Source organism: Microbacterium sp. CFBP9023 (genome assembly GCF_034045055.1).
Taxonomy (GTDB): Bacteria; Actinomycetota; Actinomycetes; order Actinomycetales; family Microbacteriaceae; genus Microbacterium.
On record NZ_JAXCWI010000002.1, the window covers coordinates 502226 to 526770 of the forward strand.

The 24545-nt window shown below is 67.8% G+C and carries 25 protein-coding genes; 4 read left to right on the forward strand and 21 right to left on the reverse strand.

Annotation, left to right across the window (positions count from 1 at the left end; translation table 11 throughout):
- Window positions 1-111 precede the first annotated feature (111 nt).
- The 12 genes from SOM10_RS12945 to SOM10_RS13000 form a co-directional block, all read right to left on the reverse strand.
- Window positions 112-774, reverse strand: coding sequence for a VanZ family protein (locus SOM10_RS12945; protein ID WP_320490362.1), 663 nt, complete (start codon window positions 772-774; stop codon window positions 112-114).
- Window positions 775-957: 183 nt separating this feature from the next.
- Window positions 958-2148, reverse strand: a complete 1191-nt coding sequence (tuf, locus tag SOM10_RS12950) for an elongation factor Tu (protein ID WP_053097508.1) — start codon at window positions 2146-2148, stop codon at window positions 958-960.
- A gap of 148 nt (window positions 2149-2296) precedes the next feature.
- Window positions 2297-4417, reverse strand: a complete 2121-nt coding sequence (gene fusA / locus SOM10_RS12955; RefSeq protein ID WP_053097509.1) for an elongation factor G — start codon at window positions 4415-4417, stop codon at window positions 2297-2299.
- 85 nt (window positions 4418-4502) lie between these two features.
- Window positions 4503-4973 carry a 30S ribosomal protein S7 gene (gene rpsG / locus SOM10_RS12960; protein WP_050722490.1) on the reverse strand — a complete coding sequence of 157 codons (471 nt, stop codon included), beginning with the start codon at window positions 4971-4973 and terminating at the stop codon, window positions 4503-4505.
- A gap of 5 nt (window positions 4974-4978) precedes the next feature.
- Window positions 4979-5347, reverse strand: coding sequence for a 30S ribosomal protein S12 (gene rpsL / locus SOM10_RS12965; RefSeq protein WP_013584051.1), 369 nt, complete (start codon window positions 5345-5347; stop codon window positions 4979-4981).
- Window positions 5348-5567: 220 nt separating this feature from the next.
- Window positions 5568-6215, reverse strand: a complete 648-nt coding sequence (locus SOM10_RS12970; RefSeq protein WP_320490379.1) for a spermidine/putrescine ABC transporter substrate-binding protein — start codon at window positions 6213-6215, stop codon at window positions 5568-5570.
- A gap of 59 nt (window positions 6216-6274) precedes the next feature.
- Complete coding sequence (locus SOM10_RS12975; RefSeq protein ID WP_320490380.1) at window positions 6275-6766, reverse strand: hypothetical protein; 492 nt, start codon at window positions 6764-6766, stop codon at window positions 6275-6277.
- An 8-nt stretch (window positions 6767-6774) separates the two neighbouring features.
- Window positions 6775-7812, reverse strand: a complete 1038-nt coding sequence (locus SOM10_RS12980) for an ABC transporter (protein WP_320490381.1) — start codon at window positions 7810-7812, stop codon at window positions 6775-6777.
- A gap of 98 nt (window positions 7813-7910) precedes the next feature.
- On the reverse strand, window positions 7911-8063 hold the full coding sequence (locus SOM10_RS12985; RefSeq protein WP_171821933.1) for a hypothetical protein: 153 nt from the start codon (window positions 8061-8063) through the stop codon (window positions 7911-7913).
- Between the two features lie 72 nt (window positions 8064-8135).
- The gene (locus SOM10_RS12990) at window positions 8136-9062 is read right to left on the reverse strand and encodes a sugar ABC transporter permease (protein ID WP_053097512.1); all 927 of its coding nucleotides are present in this window, start codon (window positions 9060-9062) and stop codon (window positions 8136-8138) included.
- A 1-nt stretch (window position 9063) separates the two neighbouring features.
- Entirely contained in the window at window positions 9064-10668 is a 1605-nt protein-coding gene (locus SOM10_RS12995) for an ABC transporter permease subunit (protein ID WP_295104790.1), read from the reverse strand.
- Window positions 10669-10734: 66 nt separating this feature from the next.
- Entirely contained in the window at window positions 10735-11943 is a 1209-nt protein-coding gene (locus tag SOM10_RS13000; protein WP_320490385.1) for a maltose ABC transporter substrate-binding protein, read from the reverse strand.
- Window positions 11944-12131: 188 nt separating this feature from the next.
- Here SOM10_RS13000 and SOM10_RS13005 point away from each other — a divergent pair, with 188 nt between their 5' ends.
- Both SOM10_RS13005 and SOM10_RS13010 read left to right on the forward strand, forming a co-directional pair.
- Window positions 12132-12620 (forward strand): YajQ family cyclic di-GMP-binding protein, encoded by a 489-nt coding sequence (locus tag SOM10_RS13005; protein WP_053097515.1) that lies wholly within the window; start codon window positions 12132-12134, stop codon window positions 12618-12620.
- Between the two features lie 432 nt (window positions 12621-13052).
- On the forward strand, window positions 13053-13688 hold the full coding sequence (locus SOM10_RS13010) for a GntR family transcriptional regulator (RefSeq protein ID WP_320490387.1): 636 nt from the start codon (window positions 13053-13055) through the stop codon (window positions 13686-13688).
- Between the two features lie 25 nt (window positions 13689-13713).
- Here SOM10_RS13010 and SOM10_RS13015 read toward each other — a convergent pair whose 3' ends face one another.
- The 6 genes from SOM10_RS13015 to SOM10_RS13040 form a co-directional block, all read right to left on the reverse strand.
- The gene (locus SOM10_RS13015) at window positions 13714-14727 is read right to left on the reverse strand and encodes an alpha/beta hydrolase (RefSeq protein ID WP_320490388.1); all 1014 of its coding nucleotides are present in this window, start codon (window positions 14725-14727) and stop codon (window positions 13714-13716) included.
- 27 nt (window positions 14728-14754) lie between these two features.
- The gene (locus SOM10_RS13020; RefSeq protein WP_320490389.1) at window positions 14755-15804 is read right to left on the reverse strand and encodes a hypothetical protein; all 1050 of its coding nucleotides are present in this window, start codon (window positions 15802-15804) and stop codon (window positions 14755-14757) included.
- 62 nt (window positions 15805-15866) lie between these two features.
- Window positions 15867-17240: an FAD-dependent oxidoreductase gene (locus tag SOM10_RS13025; protein ID WP_295104781.1), complete on the reverse strand. Its 1374-nt coding sequence runs from the start codon at window positions 17238-17240 to the stop codon at window positions 15867-15869.
- A 58-nt stretch (window positions 17241-17298) separates the two neighbouring features.
- On the reverse strand, window positions 17299-18360 hold the full coding sequence (locus SOM10_RS13030; protein ID WP_053097535.1) for a polyprenyl synthetase family protein: 1062 nt from the start codon (window positions 18358-18360) through the stop codon (window positions 17299-17301).
- A 45-nt stretch (window positions 18361-18405) separates the two neighbouring features.
- Window positions 18406-19065 (reverse strand): ubiquinone/menaquinone biosynthesis methyltransferase, encoded by a 660-nt coding sequence (locus SOM10_RS13035; protein ID WP_222839434.1) that lies wholly within the window; start codon window positions 19063-19065, stop codon window positions 18406-18408.
- A gap of 56 nt (window positions 19066-19121) precedes the next feature.
- Window positions 19122-19685, reverse strand: coding sequence for a hypothetical protein (locus SOM10_RS13040; RefSeq protein WP_320490391.1), 564 nt, complete (start codon window positions 19683-19685; stop codon window positions 19122-19124).
- A gap of 62 nt (window positions 19686-19747) precedes the next feature.
- Between SOM10_RS13040 and SOM10_RS13045 the strand changes: the two genes are divergently transcribed.
- The gene (locus SOM10_RS13045) at window positions 19748-21034 is read left to right on the forward strand and encodes an isochorismate synthase (protein WP_320490393.1); all 1287 of its coding nucleotides are present in this window, start codon (window positions 19748-19750) and stop codon (window positions 21032-21034) included.
- 21 nt (window positions 21035-21055) lie between these two features.
- On the opposite strand, the gene SOM10_RS13050 is transcribed toward SOM10_RS13045, so the two are convergent.
- Genes SOM10_RS13050 through SOM10_RS13060 form a run of 3 tightly spaced genes read right to left on the reverse strand, consistent with a single transcriptional unit; the run spans window position 21056 to window position 23972 of the window.
- Window positions 21056-21898, reverse strand: coding sequence for a polyphosphate kinase 2 family protein (locus SOM10_RS13050; RefSeq protein WP_320490394.1), 843 nt, complete (start codon window positions 21896-21898; stop codon window positions 21056-21058).
- Window positions 21895-23607, reverse strand: a complete 1713-nt coding sequence (gene menD, locus SOM10_RS13055) for a 2-succinyl-5-enolpyruvyl-6-hydroxy-3-cyclohexene-1-carboxylic-acid synthase (RefSeq protein ID WP_320490395.1) — start codon at window positions 23605-23607, stop codon at window positions 21895-21897. Before menD ends, SOM10_RS13050 begins: the two co-directional genes overlap by 4 nt.
- The gene (locus tag SOM10_RS13060) at window positions 23604-23972 is read right to left on the reverse strand and encodes a PLD nuclease N-terminal domain-containing protein (protein WP_053097541.1); all 369 of its coding nucleotides are present in this window, start codon (window positions 23970-23972) and stop codon (window positions 23604-23606) included. The genes menD and SOM10_RS13060 overlap by 4 nt, the downstream gene beginning before the upstream one ends.
- Before the next feature lie 88 nt (window positions 23973-24060).
- Here SOM10_RS13060 and SOM10_RS13065 point away from each other — a divergent pair, with 88 nt between their 5' ends.
- Window positions 24061-24477 carry a hypothetical protein gene (locus SOM10_RS13065; RefSeq protein ID WP_320490397.1) on the forward strand — a complete coding sequence of 139 codons (417 nt, stop codon included), beginning with the start codon at window positions 24061-24063 and terminating at the stop codon, window positions 24475-24477.
- Window positions 24478-24545: the final 68 nt, after the last annotated feature.

Genomic DNA, 24545 nt, shown 5'->3' on the forward strand with positions numbered 1-24545 from the left:
GCGCGGCTGCACCGGATACGGCTGTGATCAGCCTACAGTCCTGGAGAATATCGGTCAGAACGGTGACCGTCCGAGATTTCCGACGACTCGACCTGACGCCTGCTCGCGCCGTCAGACAGGAATCCGCACCGTAGGAGCGTCGCCCGTCTCCCAGAAGTCCGCGTCCAAGACGCGGGTCACCGGGTCGGGCTCCTCCGCCCACACCGCAGCCTGCCGTGCGCCCTCGGACGAGCGAGCAGCCGCTCGAGCCGCATTCTGGCGCTGCAGTTCGGCCGCGGCAGCGCGACGCTCCCACAGCTCGCGTTCGATCATGGTGCGATCTCTGGCGTGAATCATCGCCCTCAGGATCATCGCGAGCAGCAGCCCCAGGTACCCGCCGACCGTGTTCGACAGCACGTCGAGAACGGTAGACACGCGCTCGTCCAGGGCGATGCCCTGCGTGAACTCGATCGCTCCGGAGAAAGCCGGCAGCAGGAAGATCGCGAGCCACCAGGCCTTGCGCGCGAGCGCGAGTCCGAGCAGGAATCCGAGCGGCACGAACATGCCGATGTTGGCGACGAACTCCAGCTCGTTGTAGCCGAACCGCTCGGGCACCCCGAGGTTGTGCAGTGCGCGGAGCACGCGCCCGGCGATGCTGTCGAACTCGAGCTGCTCGGGCTGCGGCCACATCGTCACCAGCAGCACGAAGGCGGAGTAGAGGATGAGCAGCAGCGTCGAGATCCACAGCCGCGCATGGCTTCGCGGAGGCGGCGGTCCCCCGTGGATCTGTGTCATGGTCGCGTTCCTCTCATGCCCGGGGCCGGGCGACGACGCCTGCGGACAGACTCGGGCCATGCTATCGATCGTCGATCGCATCTCGCCGCGAAGTCACCGAGAAACCGCCCCGAGGCCCACTGCCCCGGGTACGACACAGGGGCCGGACCCGAAGGCCCGACCCCTGTGCGAGAAAGCAGATGCTTACTTGATGATCTTCGTGACCGTACCGGCGCCGACGGTGCGTCCACCCTCACGGATGGCGAAGCCGAGGCCCTCCTCCATGGCGATCGGCTGGATCAGCTCGACCGTCACGTCGGTGGTGTCGCCGGGCATGACCATCTCGGTGCCCTCGGGCAGCGTGATGACGCCGGTGACGTCGGTGGTGCGGAAGTAGAACTGCGGGCGGTAGTTCGTGTAGAACGGGTTGTGACGCCCACCCTCATCCTTGGACAGGATGTACGCGGTACCGGCGAAGTCGGTGTGCGGCGTGACCGAACCCGGCTTGACGATGACCTGACCGCGCTCGACGTCCTCACGCTTCGTGCCACGGAGCAGGAGACCACAGTTCTCGCCGGCCCATGCCTCGTCGAGCTGCTTGTGGAACATCTCGATACCCGTGACCGTGGTCTTGACGGTCGGACGGAGTCCGACGATCTCGACCTCGGAGTTGATGGCCAGCGTGCCACGCTCGGCGCGGCCGGTGACGACGGTTCCACGACCGGTGATCGTGAAGACGTCCTCGACGGGCATGAGGAACGGCTTGTCCTTGTCGCGCACGGGGTCGGGAACGTTGTTGTCGACGGCCTCCATGAGGTCGAGGATGGACTGGGTCCACTTCTCGTCACCCTCGAGTGCCTTCAGAGCGGAGACGCGGACGACAGGAGCGTCCTCGGCGAAGCCCTGCGAGGCGAGCAGCTCGGAGACCTCGAGCTCGACGAGCTCCAGGATCTCCTCGTCGTCGACCATGTCGGCCTTGTTCAGTGCGACGAGCAGGTAGGGGACGCCGACCTGCTTGGCGAGCAGCACGTGCTCACGCGTCTGAGCCATCGGGCCGTCGGTGGCGGCGACCACGAGGATCGCGCCGTCCATCTGAGCAGCACCGGTGATCATGTTCTTGACGTAGTCGGCGTGGCCGGGAGCGTCAACGTGCGCGTAGTGGCGCTTCGGGGTCTCGTACTCGATGTGCGAGATGTTGATGGTGATTCCACGCTGGCGCTCTTCCGGCGCCGAGTCGATGGAAGCGAAGTCGCGCTGCACGTTCGTGTCGGAGGGGTACTTGTCAGCAAGCACCTTCGAGATCGCTGCGGAGAGCGTGGTCTTGCCGTGGTCGACGTGACCGATGGTTCCGATGTTGACGTGCGGCTTGGTCCGCTCGAACTTGGCCTTAGCCACTTGGTCCTCCTCAGGACGTCGTGTAGAGGTCACCGGGCACTGGATTGCGACCGGATCTCTACGGGTTAGGTTCTCAGTTTAGTAGAGAGGGAATGTGAAGTTGTAGGGGACCTGGGAGCCGGGCGTGAACCCGGCTCCCAGGAAAGTGTTACTCGCCGCCGCCCTGGTGCTTCTGGACGATCTCGTCGGCCACAGCGCGGGGAACCTCAGCGTAGCTGTTGAACTCCATCGAGTAGACGGCGCGGCCCGAGGTCTTCGAGCGCAGGTCGCCGATGTAGCCGAACATCTCGGACAGCGGGACGTGTGCACGGACGACCTTGACGCCTGCGGCGTCCTCCATCGACTGGATCTGGCCACGACGCGAGTTCAGGTCGCCGATGACGTCGCCCATGTACTCCTCGGGAGTACGCACCTCGACCGCCATGAGCGGCTCGAGCAGCGCCGGGTTCGCCCGACGAAGGGCTTCCTTCATGCCCATCGATCCTGCGATCTTGAACGCCATCTCCGAGGAGTCGACGTCGTGAGCAGCACCATCGACGATGGTCGCCTTGACACCCACGATGGGGTATCCAGCGAGCACGCCGACGTTCATCGCGTCCTGGAAGCCGGCATCGATCGAGCCGATGTACTCACGCGGGATGCGACCACCGGTGACCGCGTTGACGAACTCGTACGTCTTCTCGTCGTCGAGGTCGAGCGGCTCGATGTTGAACTGGATCTTCGCGAACTGACCCGATCCACCGGTCTGCTTCTTGTGCGTGTAGTCGTACTTCTCGACGCCCTTGCGGATCGTCTCGCGGTACGCCACCTGCGGCTTGCCGACGTTGGCCTCGACGTTGAACTCGCGCTTCATGCGATCGACGAGGATGTCGAGGTGCAGCTCGCCCATGCCCTTGATGGTCGTCTGACCGGTCTCGGGGTTGAGCTCCGTGCGGAAGGTCGGGTCCTCTTCAGCGAGCTTCTGGATGGCGACACCCAGCTTCTCCTGGTCGGCCTTGGTCTTCGGCTCGATCGCGACCTCGATGACGGGCTCGGGGAACGTCATCGACTCGAGGACGACCGGCGAGGCCGGGTCGGTGAGGGTGTCACCGGTGGTGGTGTCCTTCAGACCGATGACGGCGTAGATGTTGCCGGCGGTGACCGAGGGAACCGGGATCTCCTTGTTGGCGTGCATCTGGAAGATCTTCCCGATGCGCTCCTTCTTCCCCTTGGTCGAGTTGATGACCGCAGCGCCGGAGTCGAGCTGTCCCGAGTAGACGCGGACGTAGGTCAGGCGACCGAAGAACGGGTGCACGGCGACCTTGAACGCGAGAGCCGCGAACGGGTCCTTCGCGTCGGGGTGACGCTCGATGATCGTGTCGTAGTCCTTGGGGTCGTGCGCCTCGATCGAGCCCACGTCGAGCGGGTTCGGGAGGTAGTCGACGACGGCATCCAGCATCGGCTGCACGCCACGGTTCTTGAACGCGGAACCGCAGAGGACCGGGTAGATCTCGGAAGCCACGGTGAGCTTGCGGATCGCGCCCTTGATCTCGGCGACGGTCAGCTCCTCGCCACCGAAGAACTTCTCGAGCAGCGCGTCGTCGGTCTCGGCGACGGTCTCGAGGAGCTGCTGACGGTACTCGTCGGCCTTCTCCTTGAGGTCGGCCGGGATCTCCTGGATCTCGTAGGAGGCACCCATGGTGACGTCACCCTTGGAGTCACCCGCCCAGACGAGCGCGCGCATCTCGACGAGGTCGACGACGCCGATGAAGTCGTTCTCCGCACCGATGGGCAGCTGGATGACCAGCGGCTTGGCGCCGAGGCGGTTGATGATGGTGTCGACGGTGAAGTAGAAGTCCGCGCCGAGCTTGTCCATCTTGTTGACGAAGCAGATGCGGGGGACGTTGTACTTGTCGGCCTGACGCCACACGGTCTCGGACTGGGGCTCGACGCCCTCCTTGCCGTCGAAGACGGCGACAGCACCGTCGAGGACGCGGAGCGAGCGCTCCACCTCGACCGTGAAGTCCACGTGACCGGGGGTGTCGATGATGTTGATCTGGTTCTTGTTCCAGTAGCAGGTCACGGCGGCAGACGTGATCGTGATGCCGCGCTCCTTCTCCTGCTCCATCCAGTCGGTGGTCGAGGCACCGTCGTGGGTCTCGCCGAGCTTGTGGTTGACGCCCGTGTAGAACAGGATGCGCTCGGTCGTGGTGGTCTTGCCAGCATCGATGTGAGCCATGATGCCGATGTTCCGAACCTTGCTCAGGTCGGTGAGCACGTCTTGTGCCACAGGAGTGTCCTTATCTTTTGTGCAGTCGTACTGCGAAGAGGGGGGTGCCCGCCCCCGATGTGTGATCGGGGGCGGGCGAAGCTGTTTACCAGCGGTAGTGAGCGAACGCGCGGTTCGACTCGGCCATCTTGTGCGTGTCCTCGCGGCGCTTGACCGCTGCACCGAGACCGTTCGACGCGTCGAGGATCTCGTTCTGGAGACGCTCGGTCATCGTCTTCTCACGACGACCCTTGGCGTAGCTGACGAGCCAGCGCAGCGCGAGGGTGTTCGCGCGGTGCGGCTTGACCTCGACCGGAACCTGGTAGGTCGAGCCACCGACGCGGCGGCTCTTGACCTCGAGAGTCGGGCGCACGTTGTCGAGCGCCTTCTTCAGAGTGGCGACGGCGTCCTGACCGTTCTTCGCCTCGACGCCACGGAGGGCGTTGTAGACGATCGACTCGGCGAGGGACTTCTTGCCGTCGACCAGGATCTTGTTGACCAGCTGGCTGACGATCGGAGCGCCGTATACCGGGTCGTTGACGACGGGACGCTTGGGGGCGGGACCCTTACGAGGCATTGGACTCAGCCCTTCTTTGCGCCGTAGCGGCTGCGAGCCTGCTTACGGTTCTTGACGGCCTGGGTGTCCAGGGCGCCACGGACGATCTTGTAACGGACACCGGGGAGGTCCTTGACACGGCCTCCACGGACGAGCACCAGCGAGTGCTCCTGGAGGTTGTGACCCTCACCGGGGATGTAGGCGGTGACCTCGGTGCCGTTGCGGAGCTTCACACGAGCGACCTTGCGCATCGCCGAGTTCGGCTTCTTCGGGGTGGTGGTGTAGACGCGGGTGCAGACCCCGGCCTGCTGCGGGTTCGACTTGAGTGCAGGCGCCTTGGTCTTCGAGACCTTGGGCGAGCGACCCTTGCGAACCAACTGCTGAATGGTTGGCACGTTCTCTCCTCATAATGCTGCACGGTGACAGCGTGATGGGTTTCACATCAGTGACCCACCGGCACGCCGGAATCGACGAGCCTTTGTGGTGGTGGGTATGCCGTGGGGGCGGACCGGCATGGTGCCGACGCCCAGCGCGCACGTCGAGACGTGCACACACCTGATCAAGTGTAATGCCGCGTAACGTGGTGGTCAAATGAAGGCCGCTCAGCGGCGGTCGCTAGGCCTGGTCCGAGTCGAACGGGGAGTCGAGCGAATAGGTGAGCTCGGCGAGCAGCGCCTCGATCTGCGGCTCGACATGCTGCGAGATCGCGGCCTGGATGTAGATGCGGTGGCGCAGCAGGATGCCGCAGATCTCACGGCCGACCATGTTCGCGTACTCGTCGGCGAGGGCCACCTCCTGTCGCAGCGCCACCTTCGCCTCGTCGCTCAGCGGCGGCAACGGCGGCAGATCGTCGACCGCCTCGTCCGCCAGTCCCGCGATCGTGAAGAGGAACGGCGCACCGGGGACCGGCTCAGGATCGAGCGGGAGTCCGTCGAACTCCGGATCCAGCCCGTCGGCCGGACGGTAGCTGCGCGCCCGGTTCCGTGCGGCCTGCTGGTCGAGCTCGCGCTGGAGCATCGGGAGGTTTCTTGCGGTGTACTCGGCCACGGCATGGTCGACGATCGTCTTGATCCGAGTCGAGAGGCCGTGCTGCACGCCGTGCGGCGTGTTCGAGCCGATGCCCGCCGCCGACAGGATCGGCGAGCCCAGGCAACGCCGACAGGGCGCGACCCGACCACGATGGGTCGCCGGCTCCCAGCGCGGCACCCACCGCAACCAGGCCTCGACGGCCTGGTCGACCTGCGTCTCCAACGAGCGCTCCACACGTAGAGCGTACGGCGCGTGCACCGCTGCTGCCGAGATTTCGTCTCGACGGCGGGGCGTCATTCCTGGTCGTCGCGCTCCCAGGGCCACTGCGGCTGCTGCGCGCGCGTGCGGCGCAGCGCGATGCCGCCCCAGGCGGCGATGGCCCCGGCGGCCAACAGCACCGCGCTCGCCCCGCCACGGACGAGATCGCCCGCGACGACCGTCGCGACGATCAGGTCACCGCTCGCGACCGCGACCGCGATCCAGAGGACGACCAGATGCGCGAGCGCCGTGGCCAGCGCGACGGCGGGCACCGCGAGGAACGACGGATGCGATCGCCGCAGCGACCCCCAGAGCGACAGCGCGAACGCCACCACCGCCGCGAGCATCCCGACCGCTCCCGGCACCTGCCCCAGGCCAGGGACGGCGATGATGTCCCGGTCGGTGGCCACGCTCAGCGCGCCGAGGCCGAACACCGCCAGGGCGAAGAAGCTGATCGTGGCGAGAACCAGAGCCAGGATGACCGAAACCCCCGGGGACGAGGGTCCACGGGGGTTCGGCGATGACATGTTCGTGATTACCTCGAGAGCGTCGGACCGGCCTCGAGCGTGCGCTCGTACTCACGCTGCGCCTCGGCGTTGAGCTCGGTCTTGCGCGCCCCGCTGCGGGCGACCCACGCGCCGAACCAGATGGTCAGCTCGCGGCCGAAGACGAACGCCGCGATGGCGAGCGGGTGGAAGAGCTGGGCTCCGATGAGCTCGCTCCCCTCCCGAGCCGTGAGCAGCCAGAACGGCGCCTCGAAGAGAGCACCGAGGATGTGTCCGCCGTAGGCGATGAGCCCGACGATGATGCCGAAGACCACCCAGAGTCCCCAGCGTCCGCGGTTGATGAACGCTCCGAGAAGCCAGAAGCCGAGGAAGAACACCACGACGGGGACCCAGAAGCCCCAGGTCATCAGCGGAGCGAGAGCCGCTTCGCCGATGTTCTCGCCCGTGATGTCACCCGCGACGGCACGAAGGCCGAGCGTCGCACCCAGGTAGAGGATCGCGAAGGCGACGGTCGCGAGCAGACCGATCGCACCGGCGGTGCCGCGGTTTCCCCGCTCGCGGGGCGGCTCGGGAGCCTGGACGAAGATCGGCTGCTGCTGGACCGGCGCGATGACCGGTTCGGCGGCGGCAGGCTCGGACGGGACGATCCGGGTCTCAGTGTGGTCGGCCGACGAGTACGCGGCTCCGGCGAGAGCGGACTGCTCGTGCGCGACCGGCGGCGTGTAGGCGGGGGGTGCGTCCGCATCCGTGCCGAACGACTTCGTCGTGTCGGCATCCGTGTTCCGCGACGTCGTCGTGTCGTCTGCGTCGAGGTACTTCGGGTCGTTGAGCTCGGGCGTCGCGAAGGTGCCGGGGTGATCCTTCTCGGCGGCTTCGAACGCGGCGAGATCCGGGTCGACGGCGGGCTGGGCAGGTGTCGGAGCCGACGTGTCGTGCGCAGCGTCCGCGGGCGTGCCATGCACGTCTGCACCCGCTGCGGCGGCGGCGTCGAGTCCAGCGTTCGCGCTGTCGACGACGTCGTTGACGTCCTTCGGCCGCTCGGGCTGGGGAACCTCGGGGTCACTCATGGGGGTGCGCCTCTCATCGGATGTGTGCATTGCGAGATTACCGCCGCCCGACCGCACCCCGAGGGAGGCGTGCCGACGTGTCGTGCAGCCCGTGATCGCTAGGGAAGCGTCGAACGGAGGGTGTCGCCGACGAACGAAGCGACGACCGGCACGATCGGCATCGAGAACCAGACGAGAGCGCCGATCACGCCCGCGCACAGCACTCCGGCGACCCAGCTGATCGCCACGTTCCGCCCGGCCACACGCGTCATGCCATCACGCTACGGCCGCCGTCCCACGACGGGTGATCGCAACGCCGCGAACGCGACGACCATGATGGCGGATCAGCCCTTCGTGGCGCCCGCGGTCAGTCCGCCGACGATGTACCGCTGCAGGAACAGGAACAGGATCATCACCGGGATGGCGGCCATCACCGCGCCGGCCGAGAAGGCCGACCAGTCCGCGTATCGCGGGTTGGCGACGAGCTTGGTGAGACCGACGACCAGGGTCTGCTGCTCGACATCGACGAGCATGACGCTCGCGATCACGTACTCGTTCACCGTGCCGATGAACGACAGCAGCGCGACGACCGCGAGGATCGGCGCGACCAGCGGCAGGATCATCGTGAAGAAGATACGCGCGTGTCCGGCGCCGTCGATGCGGGCCGCTTCATCGAGCTCCATCGGCAGGGTGTTGAAGAAACCGTACATCAGGTACGTGTTCACCCCGAGCGCGCCGCCGAGGTAGACGAGGATCAACCCCGTGTGCGTGTTCAGTCCGATCGCGGGGAACCAGTCCCCCAGCGTCGACATCAGCAGGAAGATCGCGACCACGGCGAGGAGCTGCGGGAACATCTGCACGACGACGATCGTGACGAGGCCGATGCGGCGACCCGCGAAGCGCATGCGCGAGAAGGCGTATGCCGCGAGGGCGCCGATGAACACCGTCACGGCTCCCGTGACCACGGCGATGACGAGCGTGTTCAGGAACCACAGCCCGTAGGGGTTCTGCGGGTCGCTCAGGATGCGCACGTAGCTGTCGAAGCCGAACGCCGAGAACAGCTGGTTCGATCCGGTCAGCGTTCCTCTCGGATTGAGCGACGCCGAGACGACGTACAGCAGCGGGAACAGCGCGAAGGCGCTCACGACGATGGCGACCACATGGCGCCAGCCGGTGTCGGCGAACCATGCGCCGAAGCTGCGGCGACGCGGCGCGAGGTTCTGTTCGACGGCGACGGTGCGGGCGGTGGTGCCGATGTCCGTGGTGCTCATGTCAGTTCAGCTCCTCGAGGGCCTTGGTCTTGCGGAAGCTGATGATCGAGATCGTCGCGACCACGATGAAGATCAGGATCGTGAACGCGGAGGCGAGGCCGTAGTCGCGGGACTGCCCCGTGAAAGCCACCTTGTAGACCATCGAGATCAGGATGTCGGTGTGCCCGACCGGGATGCTGACATCGTCGAACCGCGGCCCGCCCTTGGTCAGCATGTAGATCAGGTTGAAGTTGTTGAAGTTGAACGCGAACGACGAGATCAGCAGCGGCGCCACCGTGACGAGCAGCAGCGGAAGCTTGATGCGCCGGAAGACCTGCCACGGGTTGGCGCCGTCCATCACCGCGGCCTCGTTGACGTCTTCGGGGATGCCCTGGAGGGCGCCCATGCAGACGAGGAACATGTAGGGGAAGCCGAGCCAGAGGTTCACCAGCAGCACCGAGACCTTCGCGAGGTTCGGATCGGTGAGCCAGGGGATGTCCGCTCCCCCGAAGATCACCTGGTTGATGAAGCCGAAGCTCTCGTTCATCATCCCGGCCCAGACGAGCGCGGAGAGGAAGGCCGGGAACGCGTACGGGAGGATCAGGATGATCCGGTACCCGTTGCGGAAGCGCATCCGCGTGTTGTTGAACACCAGCGCGAGGAGCAGGCCGAGGAAGAACGTCGTCGCCACGGAGAGCACCGCGAAGACGAAAGTCCAGATCGTCACCGAGATGAGCGGGCCGCGGATCGAGTCGTCGGTCACCGCGCGCACGAAGTTGTCGAACCCGACGGTGGTCTGCCAGCCGGGAAGCAGCTCGGTGCCGTCCTCGGCGATGAACGAGCCCTCCCCCGTGTCGGAGTACACCGCGCCGGTCGTGGTGTCGGTGATGGTGTCGGCATCCGCGTCGTACTCGAGCGTCGAGACGTACAGATAGCCCTTCTGGCCGTCGGGCGCACGCAGGCTGCCGTCGTTGGGGTCGTCGCTGAACGGCACCGAGAGCTTCTCCAGCTCTTCCGAGAGTGTGAACACCTTCGCGAGGGGCAGCGTGGTCCAGCCGTCGACGGCCACAGCCTGGTCGCCGTCGAACTCGGCGTCGACCTCCTCCAGGGGCTGCTCGGCCGTGCCGAGCAGCGCGTCGCCGGAGTCGGGATCGGTCACCAGCAGGCCGTAGGTTCCGAACTGCTCGACGACCGTGACCGGGTACGTCGGGGAGTCCTCGACGCGCTCCTGGGCGGAGGCGAGGAGCGACGAGATCGCCTGGTCCTTCGTGCCGTTGTGGCCGGTGCCGTAGTTGGTGAAGCCGATGTACCCGGTGTACAGCAGCGTGAACACCTGGAAGATGATCAGGAAGATGATGCCGGGCGTGAGGTACTTCGCGGGGATGCGCTTGCGCGAGAAGTAGATGTAGTTGACGAGCACGGTGACGGCCACGACCAGGCCGAGCACCAGCCACTCCTGCTGCCCGAAGAGGACGAACGCCGCATACAGCGCGATGGCGTCGACGATGGCCAGCAGCAGGATCTTCAGGAGCATCCAGCCGATCGGCCCGGATGCGGCCTCGGCGATGCCGGCGGCCTGGCGCTGGCGCTTGGTGAGTGGAGCCGTGGGCTCAGCGGTGTCTGTCATCTCGTCCCCGTCGTCGAGCTGCCGGGGCGGACGAGGTCCGCCCCGGCAGGGATGGTGCTGGGTGTCTTACTTGATCGCTGCGGTGACGTCGTCGACGAGCTTCTGCCACGTCGACGCCGGGTCGGAGCCGTTGATGATCGCGGCCTCGGCCACGCCCCAGAACTCCCAGACCGATCCCATCGCGGGGATCGCGGGCATCGGGACGGCATCCGCACCGACGGCCTGGAAGCCGGCGATGATCGGGTCGGAGGCGGCGGAATCGGCGGCGGCCGTCAGCGCGGGGAGGATGTTGCCGGCCTCGAACAGCTCGAGCTGCACCTCTTCGGTGCCGATGTAGTTCACGAGGAAGTCGTTCGCGGCGACCTTGTTCTTCGACTCGGAGCTCACGAAGAAGCCCTTGACACCGGCGAACGGCGACGCGGTCTCACCCGTGGGGCTGGGGATCGGGTCGATCGCGACGTTGATGCCGGCGTCGACTGCGGCGCCGACGTTCCACGGGCCGGTCAGCCAGAAGGACGCGGTGCCGTCGAGGAACTGCTGCTTGGCGATCTCGCCGTCGACGTCGGTGTTCAGCGTGCCTGCGGCGCCCTGAGCGGCGAGCCAGTCGGCGAAGGCCGTTCCGCCCTCGCTGCCGAGCTGCAGATCTGCGGAGTCGTAGCTGCCCGAGTCGTCGGTGCCGAAGACCGGAGCGCCGAACGCCGTCTGGAACGGGTACAGGTGGTACGGGTTGCCCTCGGTTCCCTGCTCGACGACGAACGCGCCCTTCGAGACCATGTCGTCGAAGCTCGTCGCGGCGGCGGGCACCATGTCGGCGTTGCGCAGCACGGCGATGTTCTCGACCGCGTAGGGAAGCATGTAGACGGTTCCGTCGTAGGTCGCCGCCTGAAGGGCGACGGGCAGGTAGTCGGCCGACGAGTCGCCGAGCTCGAGCGGGGCGACCACGCCGTTGGTCGAGAGCTCTCCGAGCCAGTCGTGCGCGCCCATGACCACATCGGGGCCCTTGCCGGTCGGCACCTGCTGGATGAAGTCGTCCTTCATGTCGTCGACGGACTTGCCGACGAGCTCGACCTTGACTCCGGTCTTCTCCTCGTAGGAGTCGGCGGCGCTCTGCAGCGCGTCGACGCGCTCGGCGTCGACCCAGACGGTCAGCGTGCCGCCGTTCTCACCCTCGGATGCGTCGCCGCCGTCGGTCGCGTTCGAGCAACCGGCCAGGGAAAGAGTCGAAACGATCGCGATGACGCCGGCGGCGACGATGCCCCTCTTGTTCACCTTCATTGGTGTGTGCCTCTCTGAGTACTGGTGGCCTGCAAGGACTGCAAGCGCTTACAGTATGCATCGAGAACGGCGGGAATCGCAATGCAAAAGCCCTTCGATATCAAGCTGTAACCGCGGATTGGTGCGTGAGAGTCGATGGAAGCGCTTCCAAGCGAGCGTGAAAACGGCGGTGTCGATACACTTTGCGTATGGCTGACAGTTCCTTTGACATCGTCTCGAAAGTGGATCACCAGGAGGCCGAGAACGCCCTGAACCAGGCGCGCAAGGAGATCGAGCAGCGCTACGACTTCAAGGGCACGGGCGCCTCCATCGCCTGGAGCGGCGAGCAGATCCTGATCATCGCCGGCACCGAGGAGCGCGCGAAGGCCGTTCTCGACGTCTTCCAGTCGAAGCTCATCAAGCGCGGCATCTCGCTCAAGAGCCTCGAGTCGGGCGAACCCTTCGCCAGCGGCAAGGAGTTCCGCATCGTCTCGACCCTCAAGGACGGCATCTCCTCGGAGAACGCGAAGAAGATCAACAAGCTCATCCGCGACGAGGGTCCGAAGGGCGTGAAGAGCCAGATCCAGGGCGACGAGCTGCGCGTGCAGTCGAAGAGCCGTGACGACCTCCAGTCGGTGATCGCGCTGCTCAAGGGCGCGGATCTCGATCTCGACCTGCAGTTCATCAACTACCGCTGATCCCACAACGCAGGGGACGGATGCCGCCGCATCCGTCCCCTTTTCTGTGCCCTCGGATCCCATTCCGATATATGGGTCGGAGTGACCGAGACTGGATGCAGTCGCGTCCCGACGCGACAGACGATGCGGCGATGCATGACGCGCTGCCGAACCACGGTTCCGCGCTTCGCGGATCGCGGTTCCCGCCTTGTGGGGACTGGGCGCAGTTCAGCTCCGTGCACGCCATCGTCTGTGGTCGGCGAGTGTCCCAACACTCGCCGACCACAGAATCACCCGTACTCAATCCTGCGACGACGCGCCGACGACAAGCGCCTGCGTGATCGTCGGAAAACTCGTCTGTGGATTATTGGCATCGCGATCCACTTCGTGATGTAGTGGCCGTCCGGGCACATCATGGGGAGCCCGGATCTGGAAAGCAACTGGGGGCAGTCCATGAACACCAACAACTCGATGACGAGTATTCGAGAAAGCAAGCAGCTCTTGGCGGAGGAGGTGTTTCAGCACATCGGCGCGCAGATCGTCGACGGTGTGCTGGAGCCGGGGTATCGCATCCGCGATGTCGACGTCGCCGAAGAACTGCATGTGTCACGGACTCCGGTGCGAGAGGCGTTACAGCGTCTCGAGCGTCTCGGGCTCGTGACGATGTACCCGAGCAGATACACCGAGGTCACCGCCGTCACGGCAGAGACCGTCGAGCAGACGCTCGAGTTCGCGGGGTATCAGGCGGGGATGGCCGCGCGGATGGGCGTCGCACGGATGAGCCAGCAGGACCGCGAGAGTCTCGCCGCACTGGTCGAGGAGATGTACACGGCGCTCGATGACGACGTGCACATCTCCAACACACGGTGGGCGGTGTTCTCGTTCCTCAGCGCGCGCAGTCGTAACGCGCAGCACCAGGTGCTGATCAACGACGCGAGCATGGCTCTCTTCCGCAATCTCCACGGCTGGAGCGTGCCCGAGAACGACCGCGAGCGCATGCTCCAGGTCTACCGGGACTTCCACGACGCGGTGCTGCGCGGCGATGCCGACGAGGCCGAGCAGCAGGCACGTCTGATGCACTACGTCTGACCACTGGGTCGGACACTGCGCCTGATCACTGCCGGCGCGCGGCCGTCCAGCCTCTGACCCATCGGTCGAGGCGGCGATACGCTTCCTCTCTGGCCCCATGCCGCGAGAGGAAGACGTCGTGCAGGGCTCCGTCGATGCGCTCGACAGTGACAGACGGACCGAGCTTCAGCGACGCCCGCGCGATGTCGTCGACGACCAAGACCGAGTCTGCTCGGGTGAGGTCCTCCGACCATCGCGTGGGCGTCGCTGAGCGCGCGGACAGCAGCACGCACACGGGCGCGCCGATCGTCAGCCCCGCCGCGACCTTGGCGTGTCCGGTGAGTATCGCGTGGAACCACCCCGCGTGGACGGCCATCGTCTGCGCCGGACGCCAGAGGAGGTTCACCTCGACCGGATCGTCGGGGTCGGCGACCTCCTGCTGCGCGCGGGTGTAGAAACCGAGATCGACCTGCGGCGCGACCTCCCGAGGAGCCCACCTGGCCTGCAGCTCGGCGACCGGAGCGATGAGCGGGCGGGCGGAAGCGACCTGGAACTCGAGCCAGGGGCTGTTCAGGATCACGGCATCCGCCGTCTCGGGGTGCCGCGACGCCCACAGGCTCAGGGTGAGTCCGCCGGTCGAGTGGCCGAGCAGCACGAGCCGCCGGGGGGATGCCGCGGCTCCAGTCCCGTGCCCCATCGCGGACAGAGCCCCGGCGATGTCCTCGTCGTACGCGACGAGGTCGGTGACGTAGCCGGGAGTCTGCCCATCGCGCAGACTCCGGCCGTACTTGCGCAGGTCGAGCGCGAAGAAGCGCGCCCCGCGAGACGTCCAGAATCGAGCGAGCCGCTTCTGGAAGAAGTAATCCGACCAGCCGTGCACATAGAGCACGTCGACATCGTCCAGCGGGAGGCTCTGCCCGCGCAGCCGGTCCCACCAGGGCCGGTCCCGCGGCACCGCACGCACGAGCGTGGCGACGAGCGGTCCCTCATCGTCCTCGCCGAGCTCGAGCGTGAGCTGCTCGAACTCGTCGCCGAGGACGTCCGGTATCCACTCAGGCATGCCGCCAGGCTATCGAAACGGTGTCGACTACTGGGGAGCGGTGTGTCCGACCGTGAGGCTGCGCACGACCTGCTGCGCGAGCGGTGCCGGATCAGCGGCCCCGGCTCCGTTGTCGAAGGTCACCAGCCGGATCCAGTCCGGACCGACTCGCACGTCGACGATCTTCTCGCCGTTCGCACCCGAGCTCGCCGTGGCGGCATCGGCTCCCTCGAGTTCGACGGGTTCACCGTCGATCTTCTCGAACGCCCATGCCCCGGCGGGAAGTGTCGTGAGCATCAGATAGCTGGATCCTTCGTACTCACTCCCGGCCGACTTGAAATAGCAGATGCGCGATCCGTTGACGACCTCGTACACCTCCGCTGGGATGCCCCAGCCGCCGAAGTCCGAGAAGAGCGCGGCATCCGTCACTCCGAATTCGGCATTCACCTGCTCCGGTGTGATGAAGCGCTCGCACGGCGCACCGACGATGTCGCTCTCGACGTAGTCGACGTCGCGCAGGCTCGCAGCCGCCGAGGCGGCGATCCGACGCAGCGCCTCTTCGATCGGAGCGGTGTCATCCGATCCCAGATCGGGGTCGACGACGGTGGCCGACAGCAACACGTCTCCGTCGGGAAGCTCGAAGCCGCAGCGCCCGCCCTCGCAACTCGCCTGCTCACCCCAGAAGCCCTGACGCTCGGTCGCGCCGGCGATCACAGCCTGGGCATCCGGCACGATCGTGACCTCCCAGCTGCGCTCCGTGTCACCCGCGGAGCACGCGATCCCCCCTGCGCGCTGGAACATGTACTGCCCGGGGCCCGGCAGCCAGCCCATCGCAGACACCAGCGACAGCGCCGGTGCGACCGGCGTCGACGGCTCCCCCACGAGTTCGGCCATGGTGGCGGCGACGTCGTCGCACGTCACATCGAACGCCGCCGCCGGTTCGACGATGGGCGCCGGCGTCGGGGACGGTGTGCCGGTCGACGACGCCGTCACAGACGGCGAACCTGATGGCTTCGGCTCGGCGGCCGGCTCGGCAGTGCACCCTGACACCAGCAGCAGAGCGGCGGTGCCGAGGACGATCAGGGATCGCAGTCGCATCCCTTCACCCTACGGATGCCGCCCCGCAGGCGCACCGGGTGCCGACAACGATCCGGCGTCGGTCACTCTCCGCGGGAGACGCGCACCATCTCATCACGCGGCACGACCTTGACGCGCGCGCGCTCGTGCGGCGCACCGAGAGCGACCTCATGCTCGTCGAGCCGGTGCCAGCCTTCGAGGTCGGTCCACTTCACACCGCGCTCGAGCAGCAGGGCGGGGATCGCCTCTTCAGACGGGTCCTCCGGGTGCCACCACGAGCCCTGGTCGTTGATGATGTGCCGCACGGTCTCCATGGCATCCGACTTGGTGTGGCCGATCAGGCCCACCGGTCCGCGCTTGATCCACCCTGTCGCGTAGATGCCGGGCATCTGCTGGTTCGAGTCCTTGGCGAGCACCTGGCCCTCGCGGTTGGGGATGACGCCGTGCTTCTTGTCGAAGGGGACGCCCGGAAGCGGCGAGCCGAAGTAGCCGATGGCGCGGTAGAGCGCCTGCAGCGGAACCTCGCGCATCTCGCCCGTGCCCACGGCTCCGCCCTGTCCGTCGGGCTTCGTGCGCTCGTAGACGAGGGCCGCGACGCGACCGGCGTCGTCCTTGCGGACCTCGACCGGGCGGGCCCAGAAGTGCAGGTGCAGACGACGCGATGCCGTGCCTCCCGCATTGTTGACCGAGTCGCGCTTGCGCCACGACTGCAGGATGCGGTCGATCACCATGACCTGCTTGTTGCTGGCCACCGCGTCTTTCGACGCCTCGTCGTAGTCGAAGTCCTCGTCGTAGACGACCATGTCGACGTCACGCAGCTCGCCGAGCTCACGCAGCTCGAGCGGGGTGAACTTGACCTGAGCGGGTCCGCGGCGTCCGAACACGTGCACATCGGTGACGGCGCTCGCCTGGAGACCCTCGTAGACGTTCTCCGGCACCTCGGTGACGAGCAGGTCTTCGGCGTGCTTCGCCAGCATGCGGGCGACGTCGAGAGCGACGTTGCCGTTGCCCAGCACACCGACGGATGCGGCGTCGAGCGGCCACTCGCGCGGCACGTCGGGGTGGCCGTCGAACCAGCTCACGTAGTCTGCTGCCCCGTAGGCGCCGACCGCGTCGATACCGGGGATGTCGAGCGTCGTGTCACGGATCGCGCCGGTGGCGAAGATGACCGCGTTGTAGTGCTTCTTCAGGTCGTCGAGGGTGATGTCCTCGCCGAACCGCACGTTGCCGAACAGCCGGATGTCACCGCGGTCGAGCACATCGCGCAGCGCGTTGACGATGCCCTTGATGCGCGGGTGGTCGGGTGCGACGCCGTAGCGGACCAGGCCGTAGGGGGCGGGGAGCTGCTCGAAGAGATCGATGGAGACGTCGAACTTGCGCTCGGCCTTCAGCAGGATGTCTGCTGCGTAGATGCCGGCGGGGCCCGCTCCGACGATGGCCAGTCTGAGCTTGGTCATAAGGGGTCCTTTCGTATGCCGTCACGCCCGGCGCACGCGGCCGAGGGCCGCGACGCGATCAGCTGGAGCGTTCGACGAGGGTCTCTGCGAAACGAGTGAGCGCTTCGCGCACGGTGCCACGCGGGAGCGGGGCGAGCGCGTCGATCGCATCCTGAGTCCAGGAGTGCGCGAGCGCGAGGGTCTTCTGCGTTCCGACGTGGTCGCGGAGCTCGGTCAGCGGTCCGTCGAGGATCGCGGGGTCGGCCCCTTCGGCGATGCGCGCCACCCCGTCGTCGATGCGAGCGGCGAGACCGATCGAGGCATCATCGGCCTCGGCCTTCAGCAGCAGGTACGGCATCGTCGGAACCCCGGCCCGCAGGTCGGTGCCCGGCACCTTGCCGGTGTCCTCGGGCTTCGCCGACAGGTCGATCACGTCGTCGAGCAGCTGGAAGGCGACGCCGATCTTCTCGCCGTACACGCGCAGCGGCTCTTCGTACTCCGACGGTGCGTTGGAGAAGATCACGCCGCCCTGCGTCGCCGCGGCGATGAGAGAGCCGGTCTTGTCGGCCAGCACCTGGAGGTAGAACTCGATGGGATCATCGTCGGGCTGAGCGCCGATCGTCTCGTGCATCTGTCCGAGGACGAGGCGCTCGAAGGTGTCGGCCTGCAGCCGGATGGCCCGCTCGCCCAGACGCGACATCAGCTGGCTCGCACGGGAGAAGAGGATGTCGCCGGTCAGGATCGCGATGTTGTTGCCCCACACGGTCTGCGCCGCGGGCACTCCGCGACGGCGATCCGCACCGTCCATGACGTCGTCGTGATACAGCGAGCCGAGATGGGTGATCTCGAGCGCCTTCGCGACATCGATCACCTGATCGGTGTTGCCGTCGCCGAGCTGGGCCGCGAGCAGCGTCAGCACGGGGCGGATGCGCTTGCCCCCCGCCTCGTACAGATAGCGGCTGGCGGCATCGGCGAGCGGATCGGCCACACGCACGTCGTCGGCAAGACCGGTCTCGACGAGCTCGAGCCCGTCTTCGATCGCCTGCGCGATGCGTCGACCGGCGGTGCCGATGAAGACACGGTCGCTGAAACCGAGACGGCTCGCCAGTCGCGAACCCGGGGCTACGCGGCTCGAAGTCACGGTCTCAGCCTACCGTCGTCAGCTGGGCGGGTACGCGCGTCGCATTCACGCGGGCTTGAACGCCCGGTGCAGCGCGACGATACCGAACGAGAGGTTGCGGTATTCGACCTCGGTCCACCCGGCCTCGCGGATCCACGCGGCGAGCTTCTTCTGGTCGGGCCAGTCACGGATCGACTCGTTCAGGTAGTCGTAGGCGTCGCCGTTGGTGCCGGCGACGCGAGCCACGCGAGGAAGCACCTGCGAGTTGTAGAACCGGTACGCGGCGCGGAAGACGGAGCCCGGCGGGGTCGAGAACTCGTTGATCACCAGACGACCGCCCGGCTTCGTGACGCGCAGCAGCTCACGCAGCGCCTTCTTCGGGTCGTTGACGTTGCGCAGCGCGTACGACATGGTGACGGCGTCGAACTCGCCGTCGTCGAACGGCAGATCGGTGGCATCCGCCTGCACGAACGAGAGATTGCGGATGCTGCCGTGGCGGCGCTGCCCCTCGGCGAGCATGCCCGGCGAGAAGTCGGCGGCGACGACCTGCGCACCGCTGCGGGCGAGGGATGCCGATGAGGACGCGGTGCCCGCGCCGAGGTCGAGGATCTTCTCCCCCGGCTTCGGGGCGACGGCCCTCGTCGTGGCCGCGCGCCAGAGCGCGTCGTTGCCGACCGTCATCGCCGTATTCGTCCGGTCGTAGCCCGCGGCGACCTGGTCGAACATGCCGCTGACGCGGGCGGGGTCCTTGCCGAGATCGGCGCGGTTGGCTTCGTTCGAGGTCACACGCCCAGTCTAGGCGCGAGGTGCAGCGCGTCGAGGCGGTCGAGCCAGAGATCCGGCGTGGCATCGTCGAAAGGGGCGATGCGCTCTCGCACCCGCCGCTCGAGATCGAGGGCCAGAGCCTCGAGTCCGGTCATGATCTCGGCGGGGTATCCGTAGCTCACGCTGTGCTCGGCCCACTCGTCGCGGTCGTCGACCCATGTGCCGCGCGGACCCTCGACCCGCACGACGTCGAGGTCCATGTCGATGCCGACGGCGAGGAGCGGGTCGTCCGACCAGCGCACCTCCCATCCGATGTCGATGTAGATCCGCATGCCCTTCGGGTGGTCACGGTTCACGGTCAGGGCGAAGTCGGGCCGCCTCGGCACGAGCGTGACATTGGGGGCCTCGGCGATGTAGCCCGCGCCCGGTCGAGCGCTCGACCAGCCGACGGGCTGGCCGAGCCAGTCGCCCCATTCGTCGGCGCCGAGGTACACGCACTCATGACGCCAGTGCGGAGACCCGTCCCACTTGCGCCACTGGAAGATCATCTCGGTGCCGGGTGCGGGGCGGACGTCGCTCATGCACTCAGCGTAGGCGTGGCCTGTCACATCCCGGTCGACGGGTGACGAACTAGGCTGGAGGGGTGAGCAGCAGGCTGGTCGTGGAGACCCGTGAGATCGATCCGGTCGAGGATCTCCTGGCCTACGCCGACCCGTCGCGGCCTCTCGCCTGGCTGCGCCGCGGCGACGGCATCGTCGCCGTCGGCGACGCCATCGTCGAGACGGTCCGCATCCCCGCCGGCGCAGCGGCCCTGCGATCCGCTGCGATCGCTCGGGCATGGCGAGAGCTCGCGCAGGATGCCGAGATCGACGACGAGCTCGGGCTCCCCGGCTCCGGACTGGTCGCCTTCGGTGCGCTGACCTTCGACGAGGACTCCGCCGCCGACAGCATCCTCGTCGTGCCGGCGCTCGTGATCGGTCGACACCACGGGCGCACCTGGCTCACCCGCATCCGCTCGTCCTCGGCGTCGGCACCCGCGCCCGCGCCGCGGCCCACTGCAACCGAGCCGCGGCCAGAAGCGGCGACGATCGCCTACGGCCCGCACTGGGCCGGCACCGTCGGCCCCGGTGCCCAGAGCCCGCAGGGCTATCAGGACTCGGTGCGCCAGGCACTCGAACGCATCGCCGCCGGCGAGCTCAGCAAGGTCGTGCTCGCACGCGACCTCACCGGCAGCATCCCGGCCGGTTCCGACCTGCGCCGGCTCGTGCGCGCGCTGTCGACCGGATACCCCGACACGTGGGCGTTCGCGGTCGACGGGCTGATCGGCGCGAGTCCCGAGACCCTCGTCACCGTGCAGCAGCGCACCGTCACCGCCCGCGTGCTCGCCGGAACGATCGGACGCGGAGCCGACGCGGATGCCGACACCGTCGCATCCAGCCACCTGGCCTCCAGCACCAAGGACCTCGACGAGCATGAGTACGCGGTGCAGAGCGTGCTGGCCTCGCTGCGTCCGCACACCCGCGCGCTGGCGGCGAGCGAGCAGCCGTTCCTGCTCAAGCTGCCGAACCTCTTCCACCTGGCGACCGACGTCGAGGGCGAGCTGGCCGATGGCGGCTCGTCACTCGACCTGGTCGGTGCCCTGCATCCGACCGCCGCCGTGGCCGGCACCCCGACGTCTGCGGCGATCGCGGCGATCCGCGAGCTCGAGCCGTTCGACCGCGGGCGGTATGCCGGTCCGGTGGGGTGGGTCGACGCGGCCGGCAACGGCGAGTGGGCGATCGCGCTGCGCTGCGCGCAGTTCACCCCCGCCGAGACCGACATCGCCGTCACCGCCTACGCGGGCGCAGGCATCGTCGCAGGATCCGACCCCGAGTCCGAGCTGCTCGAGACCCGGGTCAAGTTCTGTCCGCTGGTCGACGCGCTCGCCTGACCCGCGCCGGACCGGCCGCGGTCAGCTCGCCGCGAGCCGCTCCTTCTCCGCGTCGACATCGAAGTCGGCCGCCGGCCACTGCGGATCGATCCGCTGCAGCGCGTCGAGCAGCAGCTCCTGTACGGCGAGGCGGGCGAACCACTTGTGGTTCGCCGGGATCACATGCCACGGAGCCGGCTCGGTCGAGGTGCGCTCGAACATGATCTGATACGCCGCCATGTAGTCGTCCCACAGCAGTCGCTCGTCGACATCGCCCGGGTTGTACTTCCAGTGCTTGTCGGGTCGCTCGAGCCGCTCCATCAGTCTCGACTTCTGCTCATCGGGCGAGATGTGCAGCATGACCTTGACGATGCGCGTGCCCGATGCGGCGACCGCGGCCTCGAACTCGTTGATCGCGTCGTACCGGCGCTCGATCTCGTCCGCCGGGGCCAGCGAACGCACCCGGCCGATCAGCACGTCCTCGTAGTGTGAGCGGTCGAAGACGCCGATGAACCCGGGCTCCGGGAGGCGCCTGGACACGCGCCACAGGAAGTCGTGCTCGAGCTCTTCGTCGGTCGGCGCCTTGAACGCCGTGAGTGCGACGCCCTGCGGATCGACCCCGCCGACCACGTGGCGCACGATGCCTCCCTTGCCCGCGGAGTCCATCGCCTGCAGGATCAGCAGCACCGAGTCCTTCGCCACGCCGACGCGGCTCTCGGCGAAGAGCCGCTCCTGCAGCTGATTGAGCTCGTCGAGGCCCGCCTCGAGATCGCGCTTGCCGTCGGCTTTCGCGCCGCTGTAGCCGGGTGTGCTCTGCGGATCGAGGTCGGAGAGGCGGAATCCGTCGCCGACCTGGAGGGCCTTGGCCCACTCATGCGCTGTCATGCGTTCATCCTGCCACTGCGCATCCGCAGCGGAGGCGAAGATCCTCGGCGGGACAGCGGGATTTCGATCAGCTGACGGCCACCGGCCGGGGTGGTGAGGGCCTGGTCGAGTGCCGTGCGGGTCGTCACGCGCTGGTACTCCCATCCGTAGGCGAGTGCCAGCTGCTCGAGCCGCACCGCGTGCGGCGTGTAGAACGCGCGATCGAGATCGGCCCGATCCGCCGTGCCCGCGACCTCGAGGCCGTCGAAGATCGTGCCGCCGCCGTCGTTGCCCACGATGACCTGGATACGAGGCTCGTGCTCGTCGGGCGGGAGCAGCAGGGCGCCGACATCGTGCAGGAAAGTCAGATCGCCGAGCAGCACGCGGGTGACCCCGGGCGCTCCCCCGGCCTGACTGGCGAGCGCGATGCCCGTGGCGGTGGCGATCGTGCCGTCGATCCCCGCGAGCCCGCGGTTGGCGTGCACCGGGACCTTCTTGCCACCGAGCACCGCATCGGCCACCCGCACGAGCCGCGACGAGCCGAAGACGAGTCGATCGTGCGGCCAGGTCGCCCGCCAGACGGCGTCGGCGAGCAGCTCACGGTCGAGCGGCCGGCGCACCGCCGCCAGCTCGGCCTTCACCGCGTCGCGCCGCGCCGACGGATCGGTCGACGTGAGACCGTCCTGGTCGGGCGCCCGCTCGCTGAGATCGACGGCGTGAGCCGCGGATGCCGTGAGCCACGCACCGAGCCACTCGCGGTCGGCGACGCCAGGTGCGACCGACACGGACGCCGCGGCCGTCGTGCGGCCGTTGAGGTCGAGAGCCTCGCCGCCACGTCGGACGGCGATCACGTCGACATCCGGCCGCGACAGCAGGCGAGCCACCTCACGGCTGAGCGTCGGGTGCCCGAGCACGACGGCGCGCTCGATGCGACCGCCCAGCTCGTGGTCGCCCAACAGCGCGCGATAGCCGTGCACGACCTGGCGGCCGAAGCGCGCACCGCTGACGATCTCGGCGATCAACGGCCAGGATCCGGCGTGCGCGATCTCTTCGGCATCCGGTCCCGCGTCGGCGCCGGCGATGACGACCGTGCGCGGCCCCCGCTCGAGCAGGAGCGCTTCTGCCGCCACCGGTCTGGGCACGTCGCCCGGCACGATGTCGACGGTCGGGCCGTCGCCCGACAGCGGCTCGCGCGACGGCAGGTTCAGGTGCACGGGGCCGGCGACACCGGCCAGACCGTGGGTGGCATCCGCGCCCATCGCCGCGGCGACGGCGCGCATCGCGAGACCCGCCCAGTCACCGTCGCCCGGCACGGGGGCATCGATCTGCTCGCGCACCCAGGAGGCGAACATGCCCGGCTGGATGGTGGCCTGATTGGCTCCCACTCCGCGCAGCTCGGGCGGCCGATCGGCCGTCAGCAGCAGCAGCGGCACCCCCGAGTGGAAGGCCTCCATCGCCGCGGGAAGGAGGTTGGCGGCAGCGGTCCCCGAAGTGCAGAGCACCGCCGCGGGCACACCCGTCTCACGCGAGAGACCGAGCGCGGTGAATCCTGCGACCCTCTCGTCGATGCGCACGTGCAGACGCAGCTGCCCCTGATTCGCGGCATGCACCGCGGCGAGCGCGAGCGCCTGAGATCGAGACCCCGGCGAGAGCACGAGATCGCGCACGCCGTGGCCGATCAGGTCGGCGATCAGGGATGCCGCAGCATCCGTCGCGGGCGATGACGTCACGGACGCGCGTCCGGCGCCGTACCGTCCGGTGCGGCTCCGTCGTCGGTCTCGTCCTCGAGACGAGCGAGCTCCTCCTCGAGACGGCGGATGCGCGCATCCTGCTCGCTCTTGCTGATACTGCGGAGGAACTGGGGGTCGTCGTCGGGCGCGATGATCGTGATCGCTCCGCCGTTGTCGTTCGCGCGGCGTCGGCCGATCGTGAACCAGAGGATGCCCCCGATGACCGGGATGAGGATGACGATGGCGATCCAGGCGGCCTTGGGCACGCCCCGGTGTCGCGTCGGCGGCTGCACTGCGCAGTCGACGATGCTGTACACCCAGAATATGGCGGCCAGGAAGCCGCCAACGATCAACAGTCTCGCCACCCCTCCAGTGTAGGCGGGTCTGTGACGCGTGGATCTGCCTGGGCGCTCAGCGCGGGCGCCGATGCCCGATTGTTAGACTGCGCGGACCATGCCTGCCCCGTCGATGCCGCTGCGTCACCAGGGCGTCGAGCGGATGCTGATCCTCCGGGTCGGTCTCGCCCTCGGCCTCGCCCTGCTGCTCGTGATCGGCGCGTGGTCGGCGTCGCACGGCAAGGCGGATGCGCACACGACGCTGTGCCTCGCTCCGGGCGCGAGCGTCGCGTCGGTCACGGCGCACCACGACGAGACGAGCATGGTCGAGTCCGCTCCATCGGACGACGCCGGGATCGTCATGGTCGCGGCGCTCTGCTGCGTCCTCCTCGTGCTGCTCTCGTTGCGCTCCGTCAGAGGCGCGCCGCTGATCCGTCGCGCTGCGGTGGTGCGTGCCTCGGCTCCGAGCCGCGCGGGTCCTCGTCTGCACGTCCCCGCACTCACCCTCGCTCAGCTCTCGGTCTCCCGCACCTGATCAGGCACGCCGCTCGTCGGCGACCCCGGCCGCGCTCGTCGCGGCTCACTCACCCTGCCTGATCCGAA

What these genes read in the sequence shown, in the direction of transcription:
- SOM10_RS12995 (WP_295104790.1), bottom strand. Translation starts at nt 10,668, where the DNA reads ATGACAGACACCGCTGAGCCCACGGCTCCACTCACCAAGCGCCAGCGC.
- SOM10_RS13065 (WP_320490397.1), top strand. Translation starts at nt 24,061, where the DNA reads ATGCCTGCCCCGTCGATGCCGCTGCGTCACCAGGGCGTCGAGCGGATG.
- SOM10_RS13015 (WP_320490388.1), bottom strand. Translation starts at nt 14,727, where the DNA reads ATGCCTGAGTGGATACCGGACGTCCTCGGCGACGAGTTCGAGCAGCTC.
- SOM10_RS13010 (WP_320490387.1), top strand. Translation starts at nt 13,053, where the DNA reads ATGAACACCAACAACTCGATGACGAGTATTCGAGAAAGCAAGCAGCTC.
- SOM10_RS13020 (WP_320490389.1), bottom strand. Translation starts at nt 15,804, where the DNA reads ATGCGACTGCGATCCCTGATCGTCCTCGGCACCGCCGCTCTGCTGCTG.
- SOM10_RS13050 (WP_320490394.1), bottom strand. Translation starts at nt 21,898, where the DNA reads ATGACAGCGCATGAGTGGGCCAAGGCCCTCCAGGTCGGCGACGGATTC.
- rpsG (WP_050722490.1), bottom strand. Translation starts at nt 4,973, where the DNA reads ATGCCTCGTAAGGGTCCCGCCCCCAAGCGTCCCGTCGTCAACGACCCG.
- SOM10_RS13000 (WP_320490385.1), bottom strand. Translation starts at nt 11,943, where the DNA reads ATGAAGGTGAACAAGAGGGGCATCGTCGCCGCCGGCGTCATCGCGATC.
- SOM10_RS12975 (WP_320490380.1), bottom strand. Translation starts at nt 6,766, where the DNA reads ATGTCATCGCCGAACCCCCGTGGACCCTCGTCCCCGGGGGTTTCGGTC.
- SOM10_RS12990 (WP_053097512.1), bottom strand. Translation starts at nt 9,062, where the DNA reads ATGAGCACCACGGACATCGGCACCACCGCCCGCACCGTCGCCGTCGAA.
- SOM10_RS12945 (WP_320490362.1), bottom strand. Translation starts at nt 774, where the DNA reads ATGACACAGATCCACGGGGGACCGCCGCCTCCGCGAAGCCATGCGCGG.
- SOM10_RS12985 (WP_171821933.1), bottom strand. Translation starts at nt 8,063, where the DNA reads ATGACGCGTGTGGCCGGGCGGAACGTGGCGATCAGCTGGGTCGCCGGA.
- SOM10_RS12980 (WP_320490381.1), bottom strand. Translation starts at nt 7,812, where the DNA reads ATGAGTGACCCCGAGGTTCCCCAGCCCGAGCGGCCGAAGGACGTCAAC.
- SOM10_RS13005 (WP_053097515.1), top strand. Translation starts at nt 12,132, where the DNA reads ATGGCTGACAGTTCCTTTGACATCGTCTCGAAAGTGGATCACCAGGAG.
- SOM10_RS13035 (WP_222839434.1), bottom strand. Translation starts at nt 19,065, where the DNA reads ATGTTCGACCAGGTCGCCGCGGGCTACGACCGGACGAATACGGCGATG.
- SOM10_RS13025 (WP_295104781.1), bottom strand. Translation starts at nt 17,240, where the DNA reads ATGACCAAGCTCAGACTGGCCATCGTCGGAGCGGGCCCCGCCGGCATC.
- SOM10_RS13040 (WP_320490391.1), bottom strand. Translation starts at nt 19,685, where the DNA reads ATGAGCGACGTCCGCCCCGCACCCGGCACCGAGATGATCTTCCAGTGG.